This is a genomic window from Sulfuricurvum sp. (assembly GCF_028710345.1).
Lineage (GTDB): Bacteria > Campylobacterota > Campylobacteria > Campylobacterales > Sulfurimonadaceae > Sulfuricurvum.
In genome coordinates this window covers 248,234-268,463 of the sequence record NZ_JAQTUH010000001.1, presented here as the reverse complement: position 1 = coordinate 268,463, position 20,230 = coordinate 248,234, and the positions used below count along the sequence as shown (strand labels likewise).

Annotated in this window: 17 protein-coding genes; 6 read left to right on the top strand and 11 right to left on the bottom strand. The window is 41.1% G+C overall.

Annotated features, from left to right (window positions below; genetic code table 11):
- Window positions 1-2: 2 nt before the first annotated feature.
- Both PHC76_RS01400 and PHC76_RS01395 read left to right on the top strand, forming a co-directional pair.
- Window positions 3-1,388 carry an FAD-linked oxidase C-terminal domain-containing protein gene (locus PHC76_RS01400; RefSeq protein WP_299970633.1) on the top strand — a complete coding sequence of 462 codons (1,386 nt, stop codon included), beginning with the start codon at window positions 3-5 and terminating at the stop codon, window positions 1,386-1,388.
- Window positions 1,385-2,197: a YihY family inner membrane protein gene (locus PHC76_RS01395; protein ID WP_299970630.1), complete on the top strand. Its 813-nt coding sequence runs from the start codon at window positions 1,385-1,387 to the stop codon at window positions 2,195-2,197. Before PHC76_RS01400 ends, PHC76_RS01395 begins: the two co-directional genes overlap by 4 nt.
- Here the strand turns inward: PHC76_RS01395 and PHC76_RS01390 are convergent.
- The 9 genes from PHC76_RS01390 to PHC76_RS01350 form a co-directional block, all read right to left on the bottom strand.
- Window positions 2,144-3,406, bottom strand: a complete 1,263-nt coding sequence (locus PHC76_RS01390; RefSeq protein WP_299970627.1) for a ComEC/Rec2 family competence protein — start codon at window positions 3,404-3,406, stop codon at window positions 2,144-2,146. The genes PHC76_RS01395 and PHC76_RS01390 overlap by 54 nt on opposite strands.
- Before the next feature lie 74 nt (window positions 3,407-3,480).
- On the bottom strand, window positions 3,481-4,938 hold the full coding sequence (locus PHC76_RS01385; RefSeq protein WP_299970624.1) for a replicative DNA helicase: 1,458 nt from the start codon (window positions 4,936-4,938) through the stop codon (window positions 3,481-3,483).
- Window positions 4,939-4,941: 3 nt separating this feature from the next.
- The gene (ispG, locus tag PHC76_RS01380) at window positions 4,942-6,003 is read right to left on the bottom strand and encodes a flavodoxin-dependent (E)-4-hydroxy-3-methylbut-2-enyl-diphosphate synthase (RefSeq protein WP_299970620.1); all 1,062 of its coding nucleotides are present in this window, start codon (window positions 6,001-6,003) and stop codon (window positions 4,942-4,944) included.
- Between the two features lie 35 nt (window positions 6,004-6,038).
- Window positions 6,039-7,934: a primosomal protein N' gene (locus PHC76_RS01375; RefSeq protein ID WP_299970883.1), complete on the bottom strand. Its 1,896-nt coding sequence runs from the start codon at window positions 7,932-7,934 to the stop codon at window positions 6,039-6,041.
- Window positions 7,935-7,948: 14 nt separating this feature from the next.
- The gene (locus PHC76_RS01370; protein WP_299970617.1) at window positions 7,949-8,389 is read right to left on the bottom strand and encodes a type II secretion system protein; all 441 of its coding nucleotides are present in this window, start codon (window positions 8,387-8,389) and stop codon (window positions 7,949-7,951) included.
- 108 nt (window positions 8,390-8,497) lie between these two features.
- The gene (locus tag PHC76_RS01365; RefSeq protein WP_299970614.1) at window positions 8,498-8,884 is read right to left on the bottom strand and encodes a type II secretion system protein; all 387 of its coding nucleotides are present in this window, start codon (window positions 8,882-8,884) and stop codon (window positions 8,498-8,500) included.
- A 93-nt stretch (window positions 8,885-8,977) separates the two neighbouring features.
- Window positions 8,978-9,355 (bottom strand): type II secretion system protein, encoded by a 378-nt coding sequence (locus PHC76_RS14895; RefSeq protein ID WP_366519964.1) that lies wholly within the window; start codon window positions 9,353-9,355, stop codon window positions 8,978-8,980.
- A gap of 69 nt (window positions 9,356-9,424) precedes the next feature.
- Complete coding sequence (locus tag PHC76_RS01355) at window positions 9,425-11,248, bottom strand: DUF6044 family protein (RefSeq protein WP_299970611.1); 1,824 nt, start codon at window positions 11,246-11,248, stop codon at window positions 9,425-9,427.
- Window positions 11,245-13,098, bottom strand: coding sequence for a DUF6044 family protein (locus PHC76_RS01350; RefSeq protein ID WP_300209744.1), 1,854 nt, complete (start codon window positions 13,096-13,098; stop codon window positions 11,245-11,247). Before PHC76_RS01350 ends, PHC76_RS01355 begins: the two co-directional genes overlap by 4 nt.
- Window positions 13,099-13,357: 259 nt before the next feature.
- Here PHC76_RS01350 and pckA point away from each other — a divergent pair, with 259 nt between their 5' ends.
- On the top strand, window positions 13,358-14,947 hold the full coding sequence (gene pckA, locus PHC76_RS01345; RefSeq protein WP_299972473.1) for a phosphoenolpyruvate carboxykinase (ATP): 1,590 nt from the start codon (window positions 13,358-13,360) through the stop codon (window positions 14,945-14,947).
- A gap of 221 nt (window positions 14,948-15,168) precedes the next feature.
- On the opposite strand, the gene glnA is transcribed toward pckA, so the two are convergent.
- Window positions 15,169-16,599, bottom strand: coding sequence for a type I glutamate--ammonia ligase (glnA, locus tag PHC76_RS01340; RefSeq protein WP_299972474.1), 1,431 nt, complete (start codon window positions 16,597-16,599; stop codon window positions 15,169-15,171).
- 71 nt (window positions 16,600-16,670) lie between these two features.
- Window positions 16,671-17,450 (bottom strand): histidinol-phosphatase HisJ family protein, encoded by a 780-nt coding sequence (locus PHC76_RS01335; protein ID WP_299972476.1) that lies wholly within the window; start codon window positions 17,448-17,450, stop codon window positions 16,671-16,673.
- A gap of 68 nt (window positions 17,451-17,518) precedes the next feature.
- Here PHC76_RS01335 and PHC76_RS01330 point away from each other — a divergent pair, with 68 nt between their 5' ends.
- From PHC76_RS01330 to purE, 3 genes are all read left to right on the top strand, one after another.
- On the top strand, window positions 17,519-18,238 hold the full coding sequence (locus PHC76_RS01330) for a chemotaxis protein (RefSeq protein ID WP_299972477.1): 720 nt from the start codon (window positions 17,519-17,521) through the stop codon (window positions 18,236-18,238).
- A gap of 51 nt (window positions 18,239-18,289) precedes the next feature.
- Window positions 18,290-19,582 carry a peptidase U32 family protein gene (locus PHC76_RS01325; RefSeq protein WP_299972479.1) on the top strand — a complete coding sequence of 431 codons (1,293 nt, stop codon included), beginning with the start codon at window positions 18,290-18,292 and terminating at the stop codon, window positions 19,580-19,582.
- Between the two features lie 109 nt (window positions 19,583-19,691).
- Window positions 19,692-20,186, top strand: a complete 495-nt coding sequence (gene purE / locus PHC76_RS01320; protein WP_299972480.1) for a 5-(carboxyamino)imidazole ribonucleotide mutase — start codon at window positions 19,692-19,694, stop codon at window positions 20,184-20,186.
- The last annotated feature ends 44 nt before the right edge of the window (window positions 20,187-20,230 follow it).

Below are 20,230 nucleotides of genomic sequence, written 5' to 3'. Positions count from 1 at the left end.
CCATGTTTCCGAAAGAAGCACTTGAATATTTTAAAACATTAATCGGAAACGAAAACGTTTACAGTGATAAAGCGCACCTCATCGCGTATAGCTATGATGCTACACGTGAAAAATTTGAACCTGATGCCGTCTTGTTCCCCCGCCATGAACAAGATGTCAGCGACATATTAAAATACTGTAATGAACATCGTATCGTTATTGTTCCTCGTGGTGCAGGAAGCGGATTTACAGGAGGGGCACTCCCCTCATCAGGCGGTATCGTTCTCGCTTTTGAAAAACATATGAACAAAATCTTAGAAATTGATATGCAAAATATGGTGGCTATCGTCCAACCGGGTGTTGTGAATATGGAGTTGCAAAAAGCAGTTGAGGAAGTTGGGCTTTTCTATCCGCCCGATCCTGCGAGTCAAGAGTACTCTACCATCGGTGGTAATGTCAATGAAAATGCGGGTGGAATGCGCGCCGCTAAATACGGTATTACCAAAGATTATGTCATGGCAATCCGTGCAGTCCTCCCTAATGGTGACATTATTAAAGCAGGTAAACGAACCATCAAAGATGTGGCAGGGTATAACATTGCGGGGATTTTAATCGCCTCTGAGGGGACGTTAGCCGTTACTACCGAAGTGACCCTCAAACTCCTCTCAAAACCGAAAATGACCAAAACCGCAATGGGTATTTTCCCAACCGTTCATACTGCAATGAAAGCGGTTTATAAAACGATGGCAAGCGGTGTCACACCTGTTGCTATGGAGTTTTTGGATAATCTCACAATCCGTGCAGTAGAGCAAGTCTATCACAAAGGTCTACCAACGGAAGCTGGTGCTATTTTGGTTACTGATGTAGATGGAAACCTTGAACAAGACCTCGATTTTCAACTCTCACTTATCCAAAAAGTCTTTCATGAAAATGGGTGTAGCGAATTTAAAATAGCTCAGGATAAACAAGAAGCCTCTGATTTATGGTTTGCCCGACGCAATGCCAGCCAATCGCTCTCTGTTTATGGCTCTAAAAAAATCAACGAAGATGTTACCGTCCCCCGCTCAGCACTTCCCGAACTACTCGAAAAGTTTTATGCAATCGCACAAAAATACAATATCAATATCCCCTGCTTCGGTCATACGGGAGATGGTAACGTCCATACCAACGTTATGGTCGATGGAAAAGATCCAGAGCAAGTCAAAATCGGATACGAAGCGATTCGTGAAGTGTTCCAAGCGACGATTGATTTGGGTGGTACCCTCAGCGGCGAACACGGTATTGGTTTAGCCAAAGCACCCTATATGTCGATGGCATTTACCCCTGAAGAGATGGCATTATTCCAATCCATCAAACGGGCATTTGACCCTAACAATATTCTCAATCCAGCAAAAATGGGTCTTGTGTGAACTTAAAAATAAAAGCATCTTTACGTCACATACGCCTTATTTTCTTGATGTTCTTTGATCGGGAAATCACCGTATACGCATCGAGCCTTAGCTTTTATACTATTTTTACCGTTGTTCCATTACTGATTATTTCCCTCAGTCTTATTGCCAATGTACCGGTTTTTCAAGACCAATACGCCAAAATCCAAATCTTTATTTTCGAAAATATGATGCCGGTACAGACCGCTGCTGTTGCAGGCTATCTTGAATCCTTTTTTCAAAATTCGGTACAACTTGGAGTTATCGGTTTTTCGACCATGATTGTCTCTTCACTCCTTTTTTTCCAAAACTTTGAGCACATCGTCAGTAAAATTTTTAAAACTTCAAAAAGAGCCCTTTGGGATGCTATTACTACCTACTGGACCCTCATCACCCTTACCCCTATCGTTCTAATCGCTTCAATGAGCTTAAAAGCCTATTTAGTAGCACATGTTAGCGGTATTGCCCTTCATGCCCTCTCTATTTTCCCTTTTTTACTTCTGTGGGGAATTTTTTTCATTATCTATCATATTGCCGTTAATGCAAATGTAAGCACCAAAGCTGCTACAATCAGTTCGTTTATTGTAGCCATAGTATGGGGATTAGCAAAAAACAGTTTTGTCCAATACGTTTTCTACAACAAAACCTACGCAACCATGTACGGCTCGTTTTCTGCCCTCATTTTTTTCTTTTTATGGATTTACGTCTCATGGATTATTGTCATATACGGAATGAAACTATGCTATCTGATAAACCGCGCTTCCCAACGTAACACTACCAAGAATACCTAACACCCAAAAAGCCTCTTTACGCCACATCGCCCCTATGGCTAATACGATACTCCCTATTCCGATCCACATCGGAATCACTACATTTCGTACTTCTCCTGCTTCAAACATCTTTATCAATGTCGAATCATATAGATCTCCCCACGGCGTTAAATGAAGTACTAAAACACTCGGATAATAGAGATTAAAAATCAGATTAATCGGAATCGAACCCAAATGCGCCCAGCTAAATGTCCCAAATATTGCCAGTGAAATCGGTAATAAAACCAAATAACACCAAATATTGAGAGCTAAAAAAATCTGCCAAGGTTTCCAGTGTTCATAGTAGCGGATAAAAATAAAAATCGAGAGAACACCGAAAGAGGAGAACCAAAACGATAACGAAAAAAAGAGTCTTGGGAAAAAAGCGATTAGCACACCGATGGCTATCAATAACGTTTGAAATGAGATAATCTTTATCCCTCGATCAAAAAGGAGATAGCCCACAACAATCATCCCAAATGAGCGAATCATCGCCGGATTAAACTCCAAAATACTTAGATACGTAAACAATAATCCCGCAACTATCCAAAACAAATCACGATTCCCGTGTCGATAGGGAAAATAACGATTTTGTACCCAACGATATGGAGTTCGAAGAAAAAAATAGGCTACTAAACTCAATATTCCAAAATGGTATCCGCTAATCGAGAGTACGGCACTAAGCCCCATGCCTCCGACCAAGGATTGAAACTCTTGGGACATCGGCGTTGCAACAAACAATGCTCCATAAAGCTCTTTCATACGTTGATCATCATGAGCCGATGCAATACGACGGTACCATTGCTCCTTGAGGCTCAGATCAGGATAGACTTCGACAATCACACCACGTGATCTAAACCCTTTGAGATAATCCAAAAAAGTGACCTTAGCTACCTGAAGTTCAAGCAACACCTCACGTCCACGTAAATCACGCAAATACGGAGAAAGTACACATCGAACACTTGAGCCGTTTTCGAGTCGAAGCTTCATAGAAGTTTTCGGTATATCCGAAATCAAGCGAACCTCTTGATCAATAACAAAACCTCGAACAAGTGGATCATCAAACGTTTTAAATTTAGTAAATTGATAATATTCATACGAGAGGGAGAGGGAAGCGATTATCAGAAGAAAAATAAAAAAAATCGATCCACTTTTAATGTCGAAGAGATCAACACGTTCAAGTTTAGACATCGTTTCCTCCGTCACTGCGAGGACTCTGTCCGTGGCAGTCTATTTTATGGATTGCTTCGTTGCACTCGCAATGACTAAATTATCGGCATCGAAATATTCCCGACGTTCTCATCATCGAGATTCATAACGGCTGATTTCATATCGACCGTCTCATAGACGATCTGTGCCGCCCCAAATGTCGGACGATCGACGAAACGGGTAAATTTCTTCTGGAACATCAATTTCACATGCCCAGTCGGGCCGTTACGCTGTTTACCGATGATGATTTCGGCCTCCTCTTCCTCTTTTTCGACGTATTTAGAGATAAACTCTTTACCCGAATTTATCGCCTCTTTCTCCCGCTCTTTCTCCTCTTTGTAGAGGTAAACATCATTACGGTAGACAAAAAGGATGATGTCGGCATCCTGCTCGATCGAACCCGATTCACGAATATCACTGAGCATCGGACGTTTGTCGGCACGTGATTCGAGCCCACGGTTGAGCTGAGAGAGGGCAACAATAGGGATTTCAAGCTCACGCGCGAGCATTTTTAACCCTCGTGAGATTTCACTCACCTCTAAGTGACGATCCTTTCCCCCCGTCCCGTTCATGATTTGGAGATAATCGATAACGGCAACTTCGATTTCAGGATGACGACTTTTGAGTTTACGGAGTTTGGAACGGAGCTGATGGATATTGACCGAACCGTGATCATCGACAAAAAGTTTAGAGCGACGCATCTTATCCACCGCATCGTTTAGCTGCTTATACTCCTGCGGATTCATATCCCCTACACGTAGACGCTGTAGCTGAATAGAAGTTTGGACACTCAGCAATCTCAGCATCAGCTGTTCTGCCGGCATCTCTAGGGAGAAAAAGGCTACCCCTTTCCCTTTATCGAGGAGATTTTGAACCATATTGAGAGCAAACGAGGTTTTCCCCATCGCAGGACGTGCCGCCACGATTACCAAATCCCCTTTGCCGTATCCCGTTGTCATTTTATTGAGTTCGGCATACCCTGTATCGACCCCAACCAATACCGAATCTCCGCGCGCTTTCATCTCTTCGATATAGGCTAACGTTGCATCGGCAATCAACGGTGCATCTTTAAAATCGATTGATTGAGCATTTTGAGTGATTTCATAGAGCTTTTTCTCCACCAAATCGACCACATCACTTCCACACAGATTCTCTTCGAGAGTCACCCGCTTAATCTCTGTCGTCAGGGTCAATAGATGGCGTTTAATCGCTTTATCTTTAATCTCTTGGACGTATGCCGTGGTATTGGAGATAGGATTAGCAGTGAGAATCTCGACCAAAACCCGCTCATCAAACTTTTGATTGGCACTGAGTTCTTTTTTGATAAACTCTTCATCGATAGGGAGATCACGATGAGCTAAACTCAACATCGCCCGAAAAATCTCTTGATGGGCAGCCAAATAAAAATCTTCAGCATTCAAAACTGCTTCAAACTCATCAAACTGGGCAGGATCAAAAATGATAGAACTTAATATCGAACGCTCAAACGCTAAATTGTATAAAGACTCTTCCATATCTTAATCCTCTTCTCCAGCCATTTTTTCGACCTCTTCGACAAATCTATCGACCAGCTTGTCTTCATCCAACCGTGCAACCACTTCACCGCGTACCATGACAAGACCCGAACCCTTGCCGTATGCGATGGCAACATCGGCATGTTTCGCCTCTCCGATAGCATTGACGACACACCCCATTACGGAGAGGTCGAGCGGTTTTTTGATATGCTTCACCCGCTCTTCGATGACACTTACCGCACTCACCAAATCAGCTTCAATCCGTCCGCACGTCGGACAGGAGATGATATTAGGTCCCTCACGGGCTACCCCGCTGTCTTTTAGAATCGCACGACCGACTTTAATCTCCTCTTCGAGTTCCCCCGTGATGGAGACGCGCATCGTATCACCTATCCCCTCTAAGAGCAGTGTCCCCAACCCGATAGCACTTTTAATCGTCGCATGAAAAATCGTCCCCGCTTCGGTGACACCCAAATGAAAGGGATAGTTATTTTTGGGACGTAACATCCGATACGCTTCGACGGTGCGCTGTACATCACTCGCTTTGAGAGAGACTTTGATATCGGTAAATCCCAAATCTTCTAAATATTTGATGTTATACTCAGCTGAAGCGACCATCCCCTCAGCCGTGGCACCGTAGCGTTGGTCAAACTCTTTTTCCAAACTTCCCGCATTGACACCGATACGGACAGGGATATTGCGCTCAGAACACGCTTTGATTATCTCACGAATACGCGATTTTTCACCAATATTTCCGGGATTAAATCGGATACAATCCACACTCTCTGCCGCAATAAGGGCGAGTTTATAGTTAAAATGGATATCGGCGACAAGGGGGAGAGAAATCTGCTCTTTAATCGCTTTGAGAGCATACGCATCCTCTTCATCGGGGACAGCAACACGGACAATGTCACATCCGGCAAAATGGAGACGATTAATCTGCTCGACCGTCGCGGCGATATCGGCAGTACGCGAATAGGTCATCGACTGTACCGAGATAGGGGCATCACCGCCGATAGCGATATTTCCGACAAAAATTTGTTTGGTTGGGTATCGTGTTATCATGGGGTGATTGTAACGATTTTGATGTTAAAAGAAAGTTACGTAAACTCTATCGGATCCATATCGATTTCACATAACGGCGATTTGATATGTTTAATAGCGCGGATTAAAGAGGTCACTTTATCACTGCGGAGCAAAATCTGAAACCGATATTTATCCGCTATTTTCTCGATAGGAGAAGCACCGAATCCGACAATATCGATTAAGCCAACCGTTTGCAATACACCCACGGCCCTCTCCATCTCCGTTTTTGCTTTTACACCGTTTTTATGGGCGAAAAGTAGACGGGCTAGTTTTTTATGGGGAGGATACCGCCCCTCACGAAGCTTGAGCTCCTCTTTTAAAAAGAGTTCATAATCCTCTAAAAACGGTCTAAAAAATGATTCATTACAACTTTGGACGATAACGATAGAATCATTTTTTCGTCCACTCCGCCCTGCGATTTGGATGAGGAGTGAGAGTGCACGTTCACGTGAACGATAATCGCTTTGTGCTAACAGATTATCAATCCCCATCACCACTGCTAATGCTATGTCGTGATAATCATGCCCTTTTGAGAGCATTTGTGTCCCCACCAACAAATCGATCTCTCTAGCATTAAACGCTTCGAGCACTTTGATAAGTTTGTTTTGGGTCGTAATCACATCTCGATCAAACTGCTGGATTTTCATATCCGAAAAATGGTGTGTAAAATGTTCCACCGCTTCGGCTGTCCCTAAACGGGTTGTAGTGAGCGATTTGCTTTGACATTTCGGACAGAGGTTTGGAAGCACTTCGGTATAGTTACAGTAGTGACATTTCAGTGCGCGCGCATTACGGTGCAAACTCATCCCCACACTGCAAAACGGGCACTCGATGATGGTTCCGCAACTCTCACATACCATCGTCTTAAAATTAGCTCGTGTCGGGATAAAAACGATTCCTTGATGCCCCGCATCGTAGTTGGATTTGATTTTTGCATCCAAAAATGGGCTTAACGTCTCGATGGAGGGTTCAAAAATAAATTCTCTTTTTGAAGAGAAGTACCCCCCGCGTAATCTGAAAAAGGGGTATTTGGCATAACTTGACAGTGAGGGTGTTGCACTCCCCAACACAACCGGAATTTTTAAAAGCGTCCCCATATAAATCGCCATATCCCGCGCATGGTAGCGGGGTCTGGAAGAGGATTTATAACTCTCATCGTGCTCTTCGTCCACCACAATAAGCCCCAAATCTTTTATCGGTAAAAAGAGTGCCGAACGGGGACCCACGATAATATGAGCAGATCCATTGTGGATTTTTTCCAGTGTCACCTTTTTTTGCTTCGGAGTCATCTTGGAGTGCCATAATACTACCGCATCACCAAAATGGCTCGAAAACCGTTTTTCCATTTGCGGTGTAAGAGAAATTTCTGGGAGCAATAACAAGCACCGTTTTTGTTCTGATAAACTTTCATCCATACGTCGCATATAGATTTCACTTTTTCCCGCACCCGTATCCCCGAAAAGTAGTGAGACAGAGTGAGAGCGGATAAAATCGAGGGCTTGAGTTTGGGTGGGAGAGAGAGTAATATTGATGGATGCCCGCCCCTCTCGTTCCCAAGCTCCAGCTTGGGAATGTGTACGGTTGGTCTGCATTCCCAAGCTGGAGCTTGGGAACGAGGGCGGGTCTACAAACGGCACAAATAGACCTAACGCCTCACCAACTGAACATCCATAATACTCCGCCATAAACTGAGCTATCTTGATTTGAGATTCAGAATAAACAAACGAAAAAATATTTAAAATAGAATTGGTTTTAAAGTCAGGCTTTTCCACTTCTGCGAGGACAACGCCTTCTGTTTCTCGATTACTCAGAGTAAGAGAAACCTTTAGACCAATTGTGAGAGAAACATCGAAATGATAAGTAAGAGATTCAAGTGGAGAGCCCAAAAGGGCTAGTTGATAATAAGTCAATTGTGAAAAAACGGTTATTGTACCAACAGTGCACAATTTGAATCAGTATGATCACAATCAAATAAACCTGTTGCAGGAGTATAAGTAAAAGCTACACCGCTTCCTAATATTTGATAAGTGTAAGAGTTATTGCTTCCGCTCCATTTTCCATCTTTTCCACTCTCTGGTGTAATGCCGTACTGTAATAAAGAGTGTGTTGAATCGTTACCATCAAAAATCACACCAGTTGTTTTACCATCTAGCTTTGAAATATAATTACTTTCACCTTTTAAAAGTCTCGATTGGCGTTCACTTACAATAGCAGCTCGGATAGCAGAGACATCACTTTTACCTTTTGCTATCATGGCATCATCACGTGTAGCAGCAAGTCGTGGAACAGCAATAGCCGCTAAAATACCCAACACTACGATAACAAATACTAACTCGATCATCGTAAAAGCGGTTCTTCTTATCATAAATTGTCCTAATGCACTGAGTTTTACGATTGCTTTGCAATCTCAAAAATCAATCCAATAATAACGGTTTATTCCCACTCCGGAGAGTGGAAACGAGTTAAGAATAACTTAGAAAGTTACCCCTGAACCACCGAAGTTTTTATCCCCAATATTCCCTGCTTTTGACGCCATAGAGATAGCTGCTTGACATCCTGGCTCAGAGGCACTAGCACCGCCTGATGTAACTGTAATACCTGTTGTTCCAGATGCACTTGCTGCAAAACAAGCATCTTGACCAAGATCCACATTGGTAGCCGCTGATGTCAAATCTAATGAACCTTTTGAGGTATAGTATGAACCAACGTCTGCGATATAGGTTGCCAAGTTTTGTGCCGCTTTTGCTGCTTTTGCATCATCACGAGTTGCTGCTAGTTTTGGGATAGCCACTGCTGCCAAAATACCTAAGATAACGATAACGAAGATTAACTCGATCATAGTAAAACCTGAACGTTTCATGGTTTACTCCTTTGGATTGTTTAAAGTAGTTACACTTGTAACTCTGATGGTATTATTTAATACTTTAGATTAATTATTGCTGAGCCAACCTAATTAATACGACACATTCGATCCGCCAAAATCTTTTAACCCGAGATTCCCTGCTTTTGACGCGATGGAATGGGCTGTCGTACACGCTAATGTCGTCCCCGATGAGGCGATAGAGACCGCCGTTGAGCCCACTGCGGTTGCTGTAAAACACCCATCTTGAGCAAGATCCACATTAGTAGCCGCTGATGTCAAATCCAACGAACCTCTTGAAGTATAGTATGTACCGATATCACTGATAAAAGCCGCTAAATTCATCGATGCTTTCGTTGCTGCCGCATCATCCCGTGTTGCCGCAAGACGTGGAATAGCAACGGCTGCCAAAATACCCAAAATAACAATAACGAAGATCAGCTCGATCATCGTAAACCCTGAACGCTTCATAATCACCTCCTATCTAAATAATCCTTTGGTTACACTTGCAACCTCAATTGTATTATTATGTTTTATTAATTAGTACTTGCTTATATTATCTAGTTTATAAAGATAAATATTCCAATACCCATGTTGAGAGATAAATACTTTTTGAAATATTAAGTGATTTTCGGCACTGTTTCGGATCTTATACCCTGAGAGGAGATAGCGCCCACCCAAATGATAAAAAAGCTGTGAGTTAAATTGGAAATTATCTATGATTGACCCCTTTTGGTACTCGTCATAATCATAATTTCCGGCGATGAGATAACACTTGCTCCCCCAATTATGGATAAAATGGTATCCATTTGGGTAATAGGGAAAACTTTTCTCGACCAATTTTTCAAACTGATGTTTATAGGAGAGGGGATAATTTGCCACATATCCATCGAGCGTATAAAAATCGTTATAGAGCGAGACAGCAGGAGGAATACCGACACTCGCTACACGATAACTCGACGTGGGATAGCCGATGTACTCTTTTATCTCACCCATCATTCTTTCATCGTAAAATTTTTGATAGTTTAAGCCGGTAGGGTTATTATAAAATTGTGCCGATTCAAATGCATAGTTGAGCTGTAACAGCGATACTAACGCTACAATCACAATCCCATATCGTATTTTTTTTAGCACTATAATAGAGGAAAGGGCAAACAGTAGATACCATATCGGTGTCAACAGTAGAACAAAACGGGAAAAATCGAACATGTTCAGTAGAGCTATCCCATGTGAAAACTCAATCCACCCCTTATAATACCAAAATCCATACCAGAGTGAGCTCCATAAAATAAATGCCAAAAGTCCTAAAAAAAGTCGAGATTGTTTCAAATAGAGGAATGATATAATCACGAATCCCACCATGCTTATCAGATAATATTGCGACATCAGCACCGTCTCCCACACACCACTAAACAACGTAAGGGAAAAAAAGGCTATCGCGACCCAAGAGCTCCTTACAGATAACTCATTTTTGAGTAGCATCAGGATAATTGCTACATGAAGAAGGGGTAATAGATACAAAAATTGGAGATTGATCGAATGGATTTGACCGTGTAAAAATGCATTTTGCCCCCCGCTATAAGCACCCCATAAATCAACCGCTTTTCGGATAAACTCACTCCGATGGGAAATAAATCCATGATTAACAAACATCTCAACCACTAAACGGGTTTCAATCGCTAAAAATAGCACTACCATCATGCCGATAGCACCCAAAAGTTTTCGATTCAACTCTTTTTTTATTACCATTTGAATGGAAAAAAACAGTGTCACTGTTACTAAGAAAAAGAGATAAATCAGTACAAAATTACTAAAAAAAGGGATAACTCCCAAACCAATCCAATGAAACCATCGATCTTTATCTAATCGAATGACCAAAAGAAAATAGAGGGTAAAAGGGAGCAGTGCAACCCCCAATCCCGTAGTGGTAAAAAATGGGGTCAATGCAAAGAGTAGAGATGCACCGTGAATAGCGATAGTTTTATACTCAACCGTTTCGTTACGCAATAGGTGAGATAACAATACCATCATACTTACATAGGCCACAATATGAATCATTATCTCATTAATAATCAACGCTGTAAACGGTTTAAAAAAGAAAAACAACCAAAGGAGATAATTAAACTCACTCCCATAGACCAGTCGTGGTAATCCCCCCATCATATTGGGGATAATCTCCATCGAACCACTAAAAATTTTTCCACTATGAGCTAAAATATTTAACATAGGGACAGTAATATCAAGATTATCGTGGATGCGGATATAGTTGCTCTCACCATACAGTATCAAAGGTAATAGATAGAGCGTTAGTGTAATACTACTAATAAAAAACCAAAAACGTTTTCGCTCTACTAAATCTTTCATTGCTTGGTTACATCAACCCGATACAGATAAAATTTCCAAAACGTATCATTGCCACTAAATTGCTCTAAAAAAACTAAATTTTTCATTTGTGACTCTTCGATTCGGTGCGTAGAGAGGAGATAATCTCCCCCTATTGCTTTATACGCTTCAAAATTGAGCGATAGTTTTTTTACGGTGGCATCGGGTCGGAAATACAAACTCGATTCTCCACCATCAAAGAGATAACATTTACTCCCCCACCCTAAAAAAAGCTCACGATTACCTTTGTCCATAGAGAGCGTTTTTTCTGTAATCTCATAAAAACGGTGTTTATATTCTAATGGATAACTCGTAATATACCCATCAATGGTATACAGTCCATTATAAATGCTAATAGCCGGTTCGAAACCGATACTTCCTACTCGATATGTTGAGGGGTCTTTATCAATATACCTTTTAATTTTAGTAAATACATCCTCAGCAAAATAGGCTCGATAGGTAAATGGAGAATTTGATGCTTTAAAGGGTCGGATATTAAACATAACATAGGAGTGAAACAATACTACGCCCATAATCAACACAGGAGCAAAACGAATTTTACGGCTAATAATCACAAAACCAAGCGCTGCTGCTATTACCCAAACCACCATCTGAAGTAATGCCATACGAGCAAAATTAAACTCCCGTAAAATATGTACAGTTTGGGCAAGTTTACCCGTCCCCTCATAGAACCAAAAGCCATGCCAAAATGCTGAAATCAATAATATTAGAACTGTAGCTGCAAATGTACGATACTGTCGCTTAAATACCATAGCACCCAAAATGAGTATTAAAAGCGTGGGAATCACATAACGATTTCCAGTAATCACTTCAACATATCTAGGAATAAAGATCCAAGCTAAAAAAGAAACAATAATAACCGATGAAAGATACCATGAGAACCTATTGTTTATAAACATTGATACTAAAACTAGTACTACAAAAGGGAAGATAGCGGCAGATGCTCGTGTATCCATATCGATTGTACCGTTAAGAAACGTCAGATGCGCACTACGATATGTTTCAAAAAGAGTATTTACCTGAAACATTGCAAATTCTGTTCGATGGGAGATAAAAAGATGCTGAAAAAAGGTATCGTAAAAAAGACGATATTCGACCAATACAAACATAAGCGACATTAGTGCTAATGCTCCGAAATAATACCAATTAATAGAACGGTTGCGAATAATATCGTATACCCATACCCAACTCGCCAACAAAAGAACGAAAAAATAGGCTAGTACCAAGCTACTATAAAAGGGTATAAGAACAATAAAAAGCCAATCATACCAGCGCTGAATATTATTGCGTATATTTAAAAATACAAAAAGGGCTAACGGTATCGAAGGGACACTTAATCCTGCTCCTGTGTAAAAAGGTGCCAATGCAAACATAATGGATGCACCATAAATAATCAACAATCGGTAATGATGATGTTGGGGAACGAAATAACGGTTTAATAGTATCCACATGCTCGCAAACGCACTAAAATGAATTAGAGTTTCATTAATCGTATAGGCAATAAAAGGGGGAAAGAAGTAAAAAAGCCAAAGATAAACATTAAATTCTGTCCCATACACAAGACGTGGTAATCCCCCCATCATATTAGGGACAATTGTATCTGATGGGGCAAAAATCAACCCACTCGAAACCAATGTTTTTAAAACTGGAAAAACAATATCAAGATTATCAAAACTTTTTATTTGACAATCCTGTCCGAAAAAATAGAGGGGGAAAAGATAAATTTCCAACATCAAAAATGTTATGATAAGATAAAAACTATGGCTATTTAAGAAATTTTTATAGACATAATCACTAATGTTTTTGATCAAATTAATCCTTCTGTAGAAAATTTTCTTTTTTATAAAAGAATCAGATAGTACCTTGTATACAATATATAATTCATATAATGGATTTTAACACAGTGTAGCTATCAATCGACTAATAATGATAATATTTGTATTATTAATACTACTGTATGAATATATTGTTTACTCTTTTACCAATAATTGCTCACTTTAATTCTCATTTATAATTTAAAGGCGTATAATTCGCCTCACAATGTTGAAGAGCTTTAAAGGTGAAGAGAGAATGAATACTACAGAAATTAGTGCATTAGGGATAAAAAACACTCAAACTATTTTTCATAATTTGAGTTTTGATGAGTTGATAGAGCATGAACTCCGTAATGGTGAGTGCGTCATGACCAGTAGCGGTGCGACTACTGTTGATACCGGTATCTTTACCGGACGTAGCCCGAAAGATAAATATTTTGTTAACACTGACCCCTCTAATAAATACATCGCATGGGGTGATGTTAACCATAAAATCGATGGCGCAATTTTCGATGAGCTTCTCATCCTAGCACAAGAGCAACTCTCCAATAAAGATCTTTATGTTACCGATGTATTTTGCGGCTCATCTCCTGCGAGTAAAAGAGCTGTCCGTTTTGTCTCCGAAATCGCATGGCAATCCCATTTTGTCACTAATATGTTTATCCGTCCTACCGTAAATGAACTCGAAACCTTTAAACCTACTTTTACCGTCCTCAATGCATGTAAAGCAGTGAATGACAAATACAAAGAACACGGTTTGAATTCAGAAGTATTCGTCCTCTTTAACGTCGAAGCCAACATCGCAATTATCGGTGGTACGTGGTATGGCGGAGAGATGAAAAAAGGAATTTTTTCGATGATGAACTACTGGCTGCCGTTGGAAGGGAAACTTCCAATGCACTGTTCTGCCAATGTCGGAGCTGATGGAGATACCTGTCTTTTCTTCGGTCTGAGCGGAACGGGAAAAACTACCCTCTCTACAGATCCCTTACGTGCACTCATCGGTGATGATGAGCACGGATGGGATGATGATGGTGTATTTAACTTCGAGGGAGGGTGTTACGCAAAAGTAATCAACCTCGATCCTTCCAGTGAGCCTGAGATTTATGGAGCTATTCGTCGCGGTGCGCTTCTCGAAAACGTTGTTGTTGATAGCGAGGGGAATGTTGACTACAGCAACGGTTCAAAAACAGAAAATACCCGTGTCTCTTATCCAATCGAATTTATCGATAACCATCAGCCATCACTTATGGCGGATCATCCGAAAAATATTATTTTCCTCTCTGCCGATGCATTTGGGGTATTACCTCCGGTGAGTAAACTCTCTAAAGAGCAGGCAATGTACTATTTCCTTAGTGGTTATACCGCGAAAGTTGCAGGGACTGAGCGTGGAATCACCGAACCTGTTGCAACCTTTAGTGCATGTTTTGGAGAAGCTTTCTTGCCACTTCATCCAACCGTATACGCAAAATTGCTCGGAGAGAAAATCGATAAATACAATGTCAACGTTTATCTCGTCAACACGGGATGGACGGGTGGCGGATACGGTGTCGGTAGACGTATGTCTATCAAAGATACCCGTGGATGTATCCATGCTATTTTAGATGGCTCCATCCATGAGAGTGAGTTTGAAGCGACCAATACTTTCCGTTTTAATATCCCAAAAACACTCAAAGGTGTCGATTCAGCGATTCTCAATCCACGCAATGCGTGGGCAGATCGTGACGCTTATCTCGTACAACGCGATCACCTCGCCTCTCTTTTTATCAAAAATTTCCATAAATATACCGATGGTCAAAGCGGATTTGATTACTCTGCTGCAGGCCCACAGCTTCCTACAGAATAATCTTTACCCCTATATTCATCTCTCCGTCATTCACCCTTACGGGCACTTCGCCCGCACAGGCGGGTAAATCTTACCACTTAGAAGTGCGAGAATAAGTAATTGCACGCCAATTAAAGAATAAAGAGTAGAACTAGAAAATATAAAAGTTATTTGGATTTAATATTGTTTTGTAATAGAAAGAGGCTGGATTCCCGCCTACGCGGGAATGACAGATGGAGTTATTAGCAAGAATAGGTAGTTTTAAACTCGTAAGCTGTTGGACGACCTTCATCTGGCCATACATCACGCTCAAAGCGGTAATGTCGGTATGCTTCCAAGAACTCATCGGTAAATACCGGTTTCAAGAAATCATTATCACGGATAAGTGCTTCGAGTGAACCACGAAGCGTGTGAGGCATTTGAGGAATACCTTTTTCACGGATTTCGTCCAAAGAGAGTTCATATAAATCTTCATCCATTGGACCGATTGGAATCTCTTTATTGATGATACCATCAAGTCCCGCCATCATCATCGTTGCAAATGCAAGGTATGGACAAGCAGTAGAGTCAGGGAAACGCATCTCAATACGAGTCGCTTTTTCGCCTGCACCGTATGGAATACGGCAGCTAGCTGAGCGGTTTTGAGAAGAGTATGTTAGAACGCTTGGTGCTTCAAATCCTGGGAGCAAACGTTTGTATGAGTTCGTTGTTGGATTTGTAAATGCAGCAACCGCGCGAGCATGTTTAAAGATACCGCCAACATAGTTAAGACCCATTTCAGAGATATTAGCGTAGTTACCCTCTTTATAGAAAAGGTTCTTACCCTCTTTCCATAGTGATTGGTGAACGTGCATACCGTTACCGTTGTCACCAAACATTGGTTTAGGCATAAATGTAGCAGTTTTACCATTAAGGTGAGCAACCATTTTTACAACGTATTTGTATTTTTGAACGTTATCCGCTGCACCGATGATGTCTGAGAATACAACACCGATTTCATGTTGACCTTGAGCAACTTCGTGGTGACCAAGAACTACTTCAAGACCAACTTGCTCCATCACTTGCATCATTTCAGCACGGATATCTACTCCAGAATCGGTTGGTGCTGCTGGAAAGTAACCACCTTTTGTCCCAGGTCTGTGACCTGAGTTGAAACCATCAGGATATGGGTTATTTGAATTCCAGCCACCCTCTTCCGTATCAACTTTATAACCTGCTTCATTGATATTATCAATGAAAGTGACGGAATCGAACATAAAGAATTCATTTTCAGGACCGAAGTAAGCAGCATCGGCAATACCTAAAGATTCAGCGTGTTTAAGTGCTGCTTTTGCAATTGAACGTGGACATCTCTCATATGGTTGTTTTTTATAAATATCATAAACGTCACAGAAAACAATAACGGTTGGATCAGCAGTAAAAGGATCCATAAACGCCGAACCAGCATCAGGGATAAGCAACATATCTGATTTATTAATTGGTTGCCATGCATCGATGGAAGAACCGTCAAATGGTAAACCACCCTCAAAATGACCCGCATTAACCGCACTCATTCTGTATGAAACATGATGCCATGCACCTTTAATGTCTGTAAATCTAAAATCTACAAATTGAACATCATTTTCTTTACAAAATGTAAAGAACTCTTCTACGTTATTTACAAATTTACCCATACATTTCACCTCAAAAAATAAAATTGTAAACAGTATAGCAAATTAATATTAATTGTAAAAATGTAAATTGCCTAAAATTTAATCATTTGCCGTTCTCTGTTGCGATACGTGGCACATTCTCGGTATCCAAATTTTTTTGCAAGTGTTTCGATTTCTCCACTGAACATCCCAACTTGATCAGGTCTGTGTGCATCGGAACCAAAAGTAATGGGTATTTCGAGTTCGGCAATCGCTTCAAGTAGATAGGAAGAGGGGTAGGCTTCTGCTACCGGTTTACGAAGACCCGCAACATTAAGCTCTATTGCCATATCGGCTTTTTTAATCACTTTGAGGGCTTTTTGTGCCAACAACCGTATATCGCTTTTCGGGAAAAAATTAAAGACTTTCAGTAAATCAAAATGTCCGACAATATCAAACTGACCACTCAAAGCCATCTGTTCTACCAAATCAAAATAGCGGATATAGATCGCGTCCATATCCATCCCCTGATAGCGGTGAATGTACTCTGGATTATCAAACCCCCATTCATCGATAAAATGGACACTCCCTATAAGATAATCGCAAGGTCGATTTAATACTCTCTCGTCTACGTAACCTGGAATATAATCTACCTCATACCCTAAGAGAACTGTAATTTTCTCTTGATATTTTTCGCTCGCATTACGAACCCACGATTCATACAAATCCATCTGATCGAAATTCATCCGATACTCTAAATCATACCTCATCGGAGCATGATCGGAAAATCCGAAATACTCTGTACCCGATTCAATCGCCGCTTCTACATACTCATCTACACTCCCTGTAGCATGGTTGCACAGTGTCGTATGGTTATGCAAATCAACTTTCATGATTTCCCTTCTTGAAAATAATCATTTTAATGATATTATAGTGCAATTTTTTGACGAGGTTACCACTTATGACACAAGAAGAGCTTGATGCGTTAATGAATGAAGATTTAGATCTTAATGAGGTTAATGAGACCGAAGAGATGTTGGATGATTCTGAAGATTTTGATACACAATCTGAAGAGACTAATAATGTGGAAGAAGAAAATAATGATGAAGCTGCGGCTTACCGTGTTTCAGCACTTCACAGCTGGCCACCACCGCCACCGACTGATGATAATAAAATGGTTCATCAACTCGATGACGTTACCAAAGAGAGTGAGCAAAAAGCCTCTGAAATTTTTGATCTTATCGAAGGAATTAGTAACGATTTAGGGGATGGTGAAAAGTCTATTAAAAAAACAAAAGCTATTATTGATTCTAATATTGCCCTCTTTACAACTCTTCATGCAAAATTTCCTCACGTAGAAGCATTTGGTGAGCAACTCACCCAAAACAAAGAGGCAAAAGAGCATCTCGATGCCATTATGCAAATTCTCCAAGATGGTGGTGATACGATTATGAATATTATGGATATTATGCAATACCAAGATATTCATCGCCAAAAAATTGAGAGGGTTATTAACGTTATGCGCGCACTCTCTACCTATATGAATCACCTCTTCTCCGGTAAAATTGATGATGCTAAGCGGGTAAGTTCTGCCGTTCATATTCATGGAGACACTACTACTGAAAATGTTGTAAGCAGTGATGATATCGAAGCATTGCTGGCTTCTTTTGGGCAAAAATAAGAGATTTTCGCTAAAATTCCCCAAAACTAAGAAGAATCGAGACATAGGCTTTTGAAAAAAGTGGAACTCCTCTCCCCTGCGGGGAATTTAGAAAAACTCAAAATTGCTATTGATTACGGTGCAGATGCCGTCTATGGCGGAGTAAGCCACTTTTCGCTCCGTATCCGCTCCGGCAAAGAGTTCGATTTGGAAAGCTTCAAAGAGGGGATTGATTATGCCCATGAGCGTGGACGAAAGGTCTATGTCACCATCAACGGATTCCCTTTTAATTCTCAACTCAAACTGCTAAAAGAACATATTGCGACCATGGCATCACTAGAACCCGATGCGTTTATCGTTGCAACTCCCGGTGTGCTCAAACTCGCTCACCAAATCGCACCGCAGATTCCACTCCATCTCTCGACTCAAGCCAATGTCATGAATGTCCTCGATGCACAAGTGTACTACGATATGGGAGCGCGTCGTATTATCGCGGCACGAGAGATTTCACTTAAAGATTTAAAAGAGATTAAAAAAGAGCTCCCCGATTTGGAAATCGAAGTGTTCATCCATGGTTCAATGTGTTTTGCCTACAGTGGACGGTGTTTGATCTCTACACTCCAAAGCGGTCGTGTCCCCAACCGTGGAAGCTGTGCCAATGATTGCAGGTTCCCCTATGAGATGTATGCGGCAAATCCTGAAACAGGAACCCTTTTCAAACTCGTCGAAGATGAGGGTGTCGGAACCTATATCATGAACTCCAAAGATCTCAATCTCGCTTCACACATGAAAGAGATTTTAGAGAGCGGTGCAGTCGATTCGGTTAAAATCGAGGGACGGACAAAAGCTCCGTATTATGCGGCGATTACTGCCAAAACCTATCGAAAAGCAATCGATGATTATTATAGCAATCATTTTGATGGAGATGTTTATCAACGTGAGCTAAATACGATGCAAAATCGGGGTTTTACCGATGCCTATCTCATCAATCGCCCGTTTGAGAAGCACGATACCCAAAATCTCGATTTTACGATGATGATGGGAACCCATCAGGTAAGTGGTATGGTCGATGAGTCGGGTGAGTTTTTTGAGTGTAAATACAAAACGTTTCCTGATGACGTAATGGAACTCGTCGTACCCGATGAGTCACTCTTATACCCATGTGATAATGAGATTGGAACGGTAGAGAAATGTGAGGGTCAATGGGTTATTATTTTTAAACAACTTCTCGCTGAGGGTGGAAAAGTATGGGATCAGGTGCACAGTGGGAATTTGAACCGTTTTAGATTGCCATGCGCTCTGCCTCACTTTACCTTTTTTCGTATCCCTGCTACGGAGGATATGGGGATGGTCACGAAATGTTAACACACCATCGTCATCCTCGGGCTTGACCCGGGGATCCATCCCAAAAAAAGCTGGATTCCCGCCTACGCGGGAATGACGGGTATTAATTACAAAACCAAAGGAGCAAAAAATGAAATTCGTATCAATTATTATGGGAAGCAAAAGTGATTATGAGATTATGAAAGCATGTTCGGATACGTTTGAAGAGTTTGGGGTTCAGTACGAACTTATCATCTCATCAGCACATCGAAGCCCTGAACGTACCAAAGAGTACATCATAACAGCAGAAGCCAAAGGGGCGCAAGTGTTTATCGCAGCAGCGGGAATGGCAGCCCATTTAGCGGGGGTACTCGCTTCTAAAACAGTCAAACCGATTATCGGTGTTCCCATGAAAGGTGGTGCTATGGATGGTATGGATGCAATGCTCTCAACTGTTCAAATGCCATCGGGTATGCCGGTTGCTACCGTTGCTTTGGGTAAAGCGGGAGCGGTGAATGCGGCCTATCTTGCAATGCAAATCTTGGCATTGGAAAATAGTGAACTTCGTATGAAACTCGAAGAGGATCGCATCGCTAAAGCGAAAAAAGTGGAGATGGATTCACTGGAAATCGAGACGATTTTATAATTTAGGTATACTTATTGCTATCAATCCATAATTAATCAAAGGGT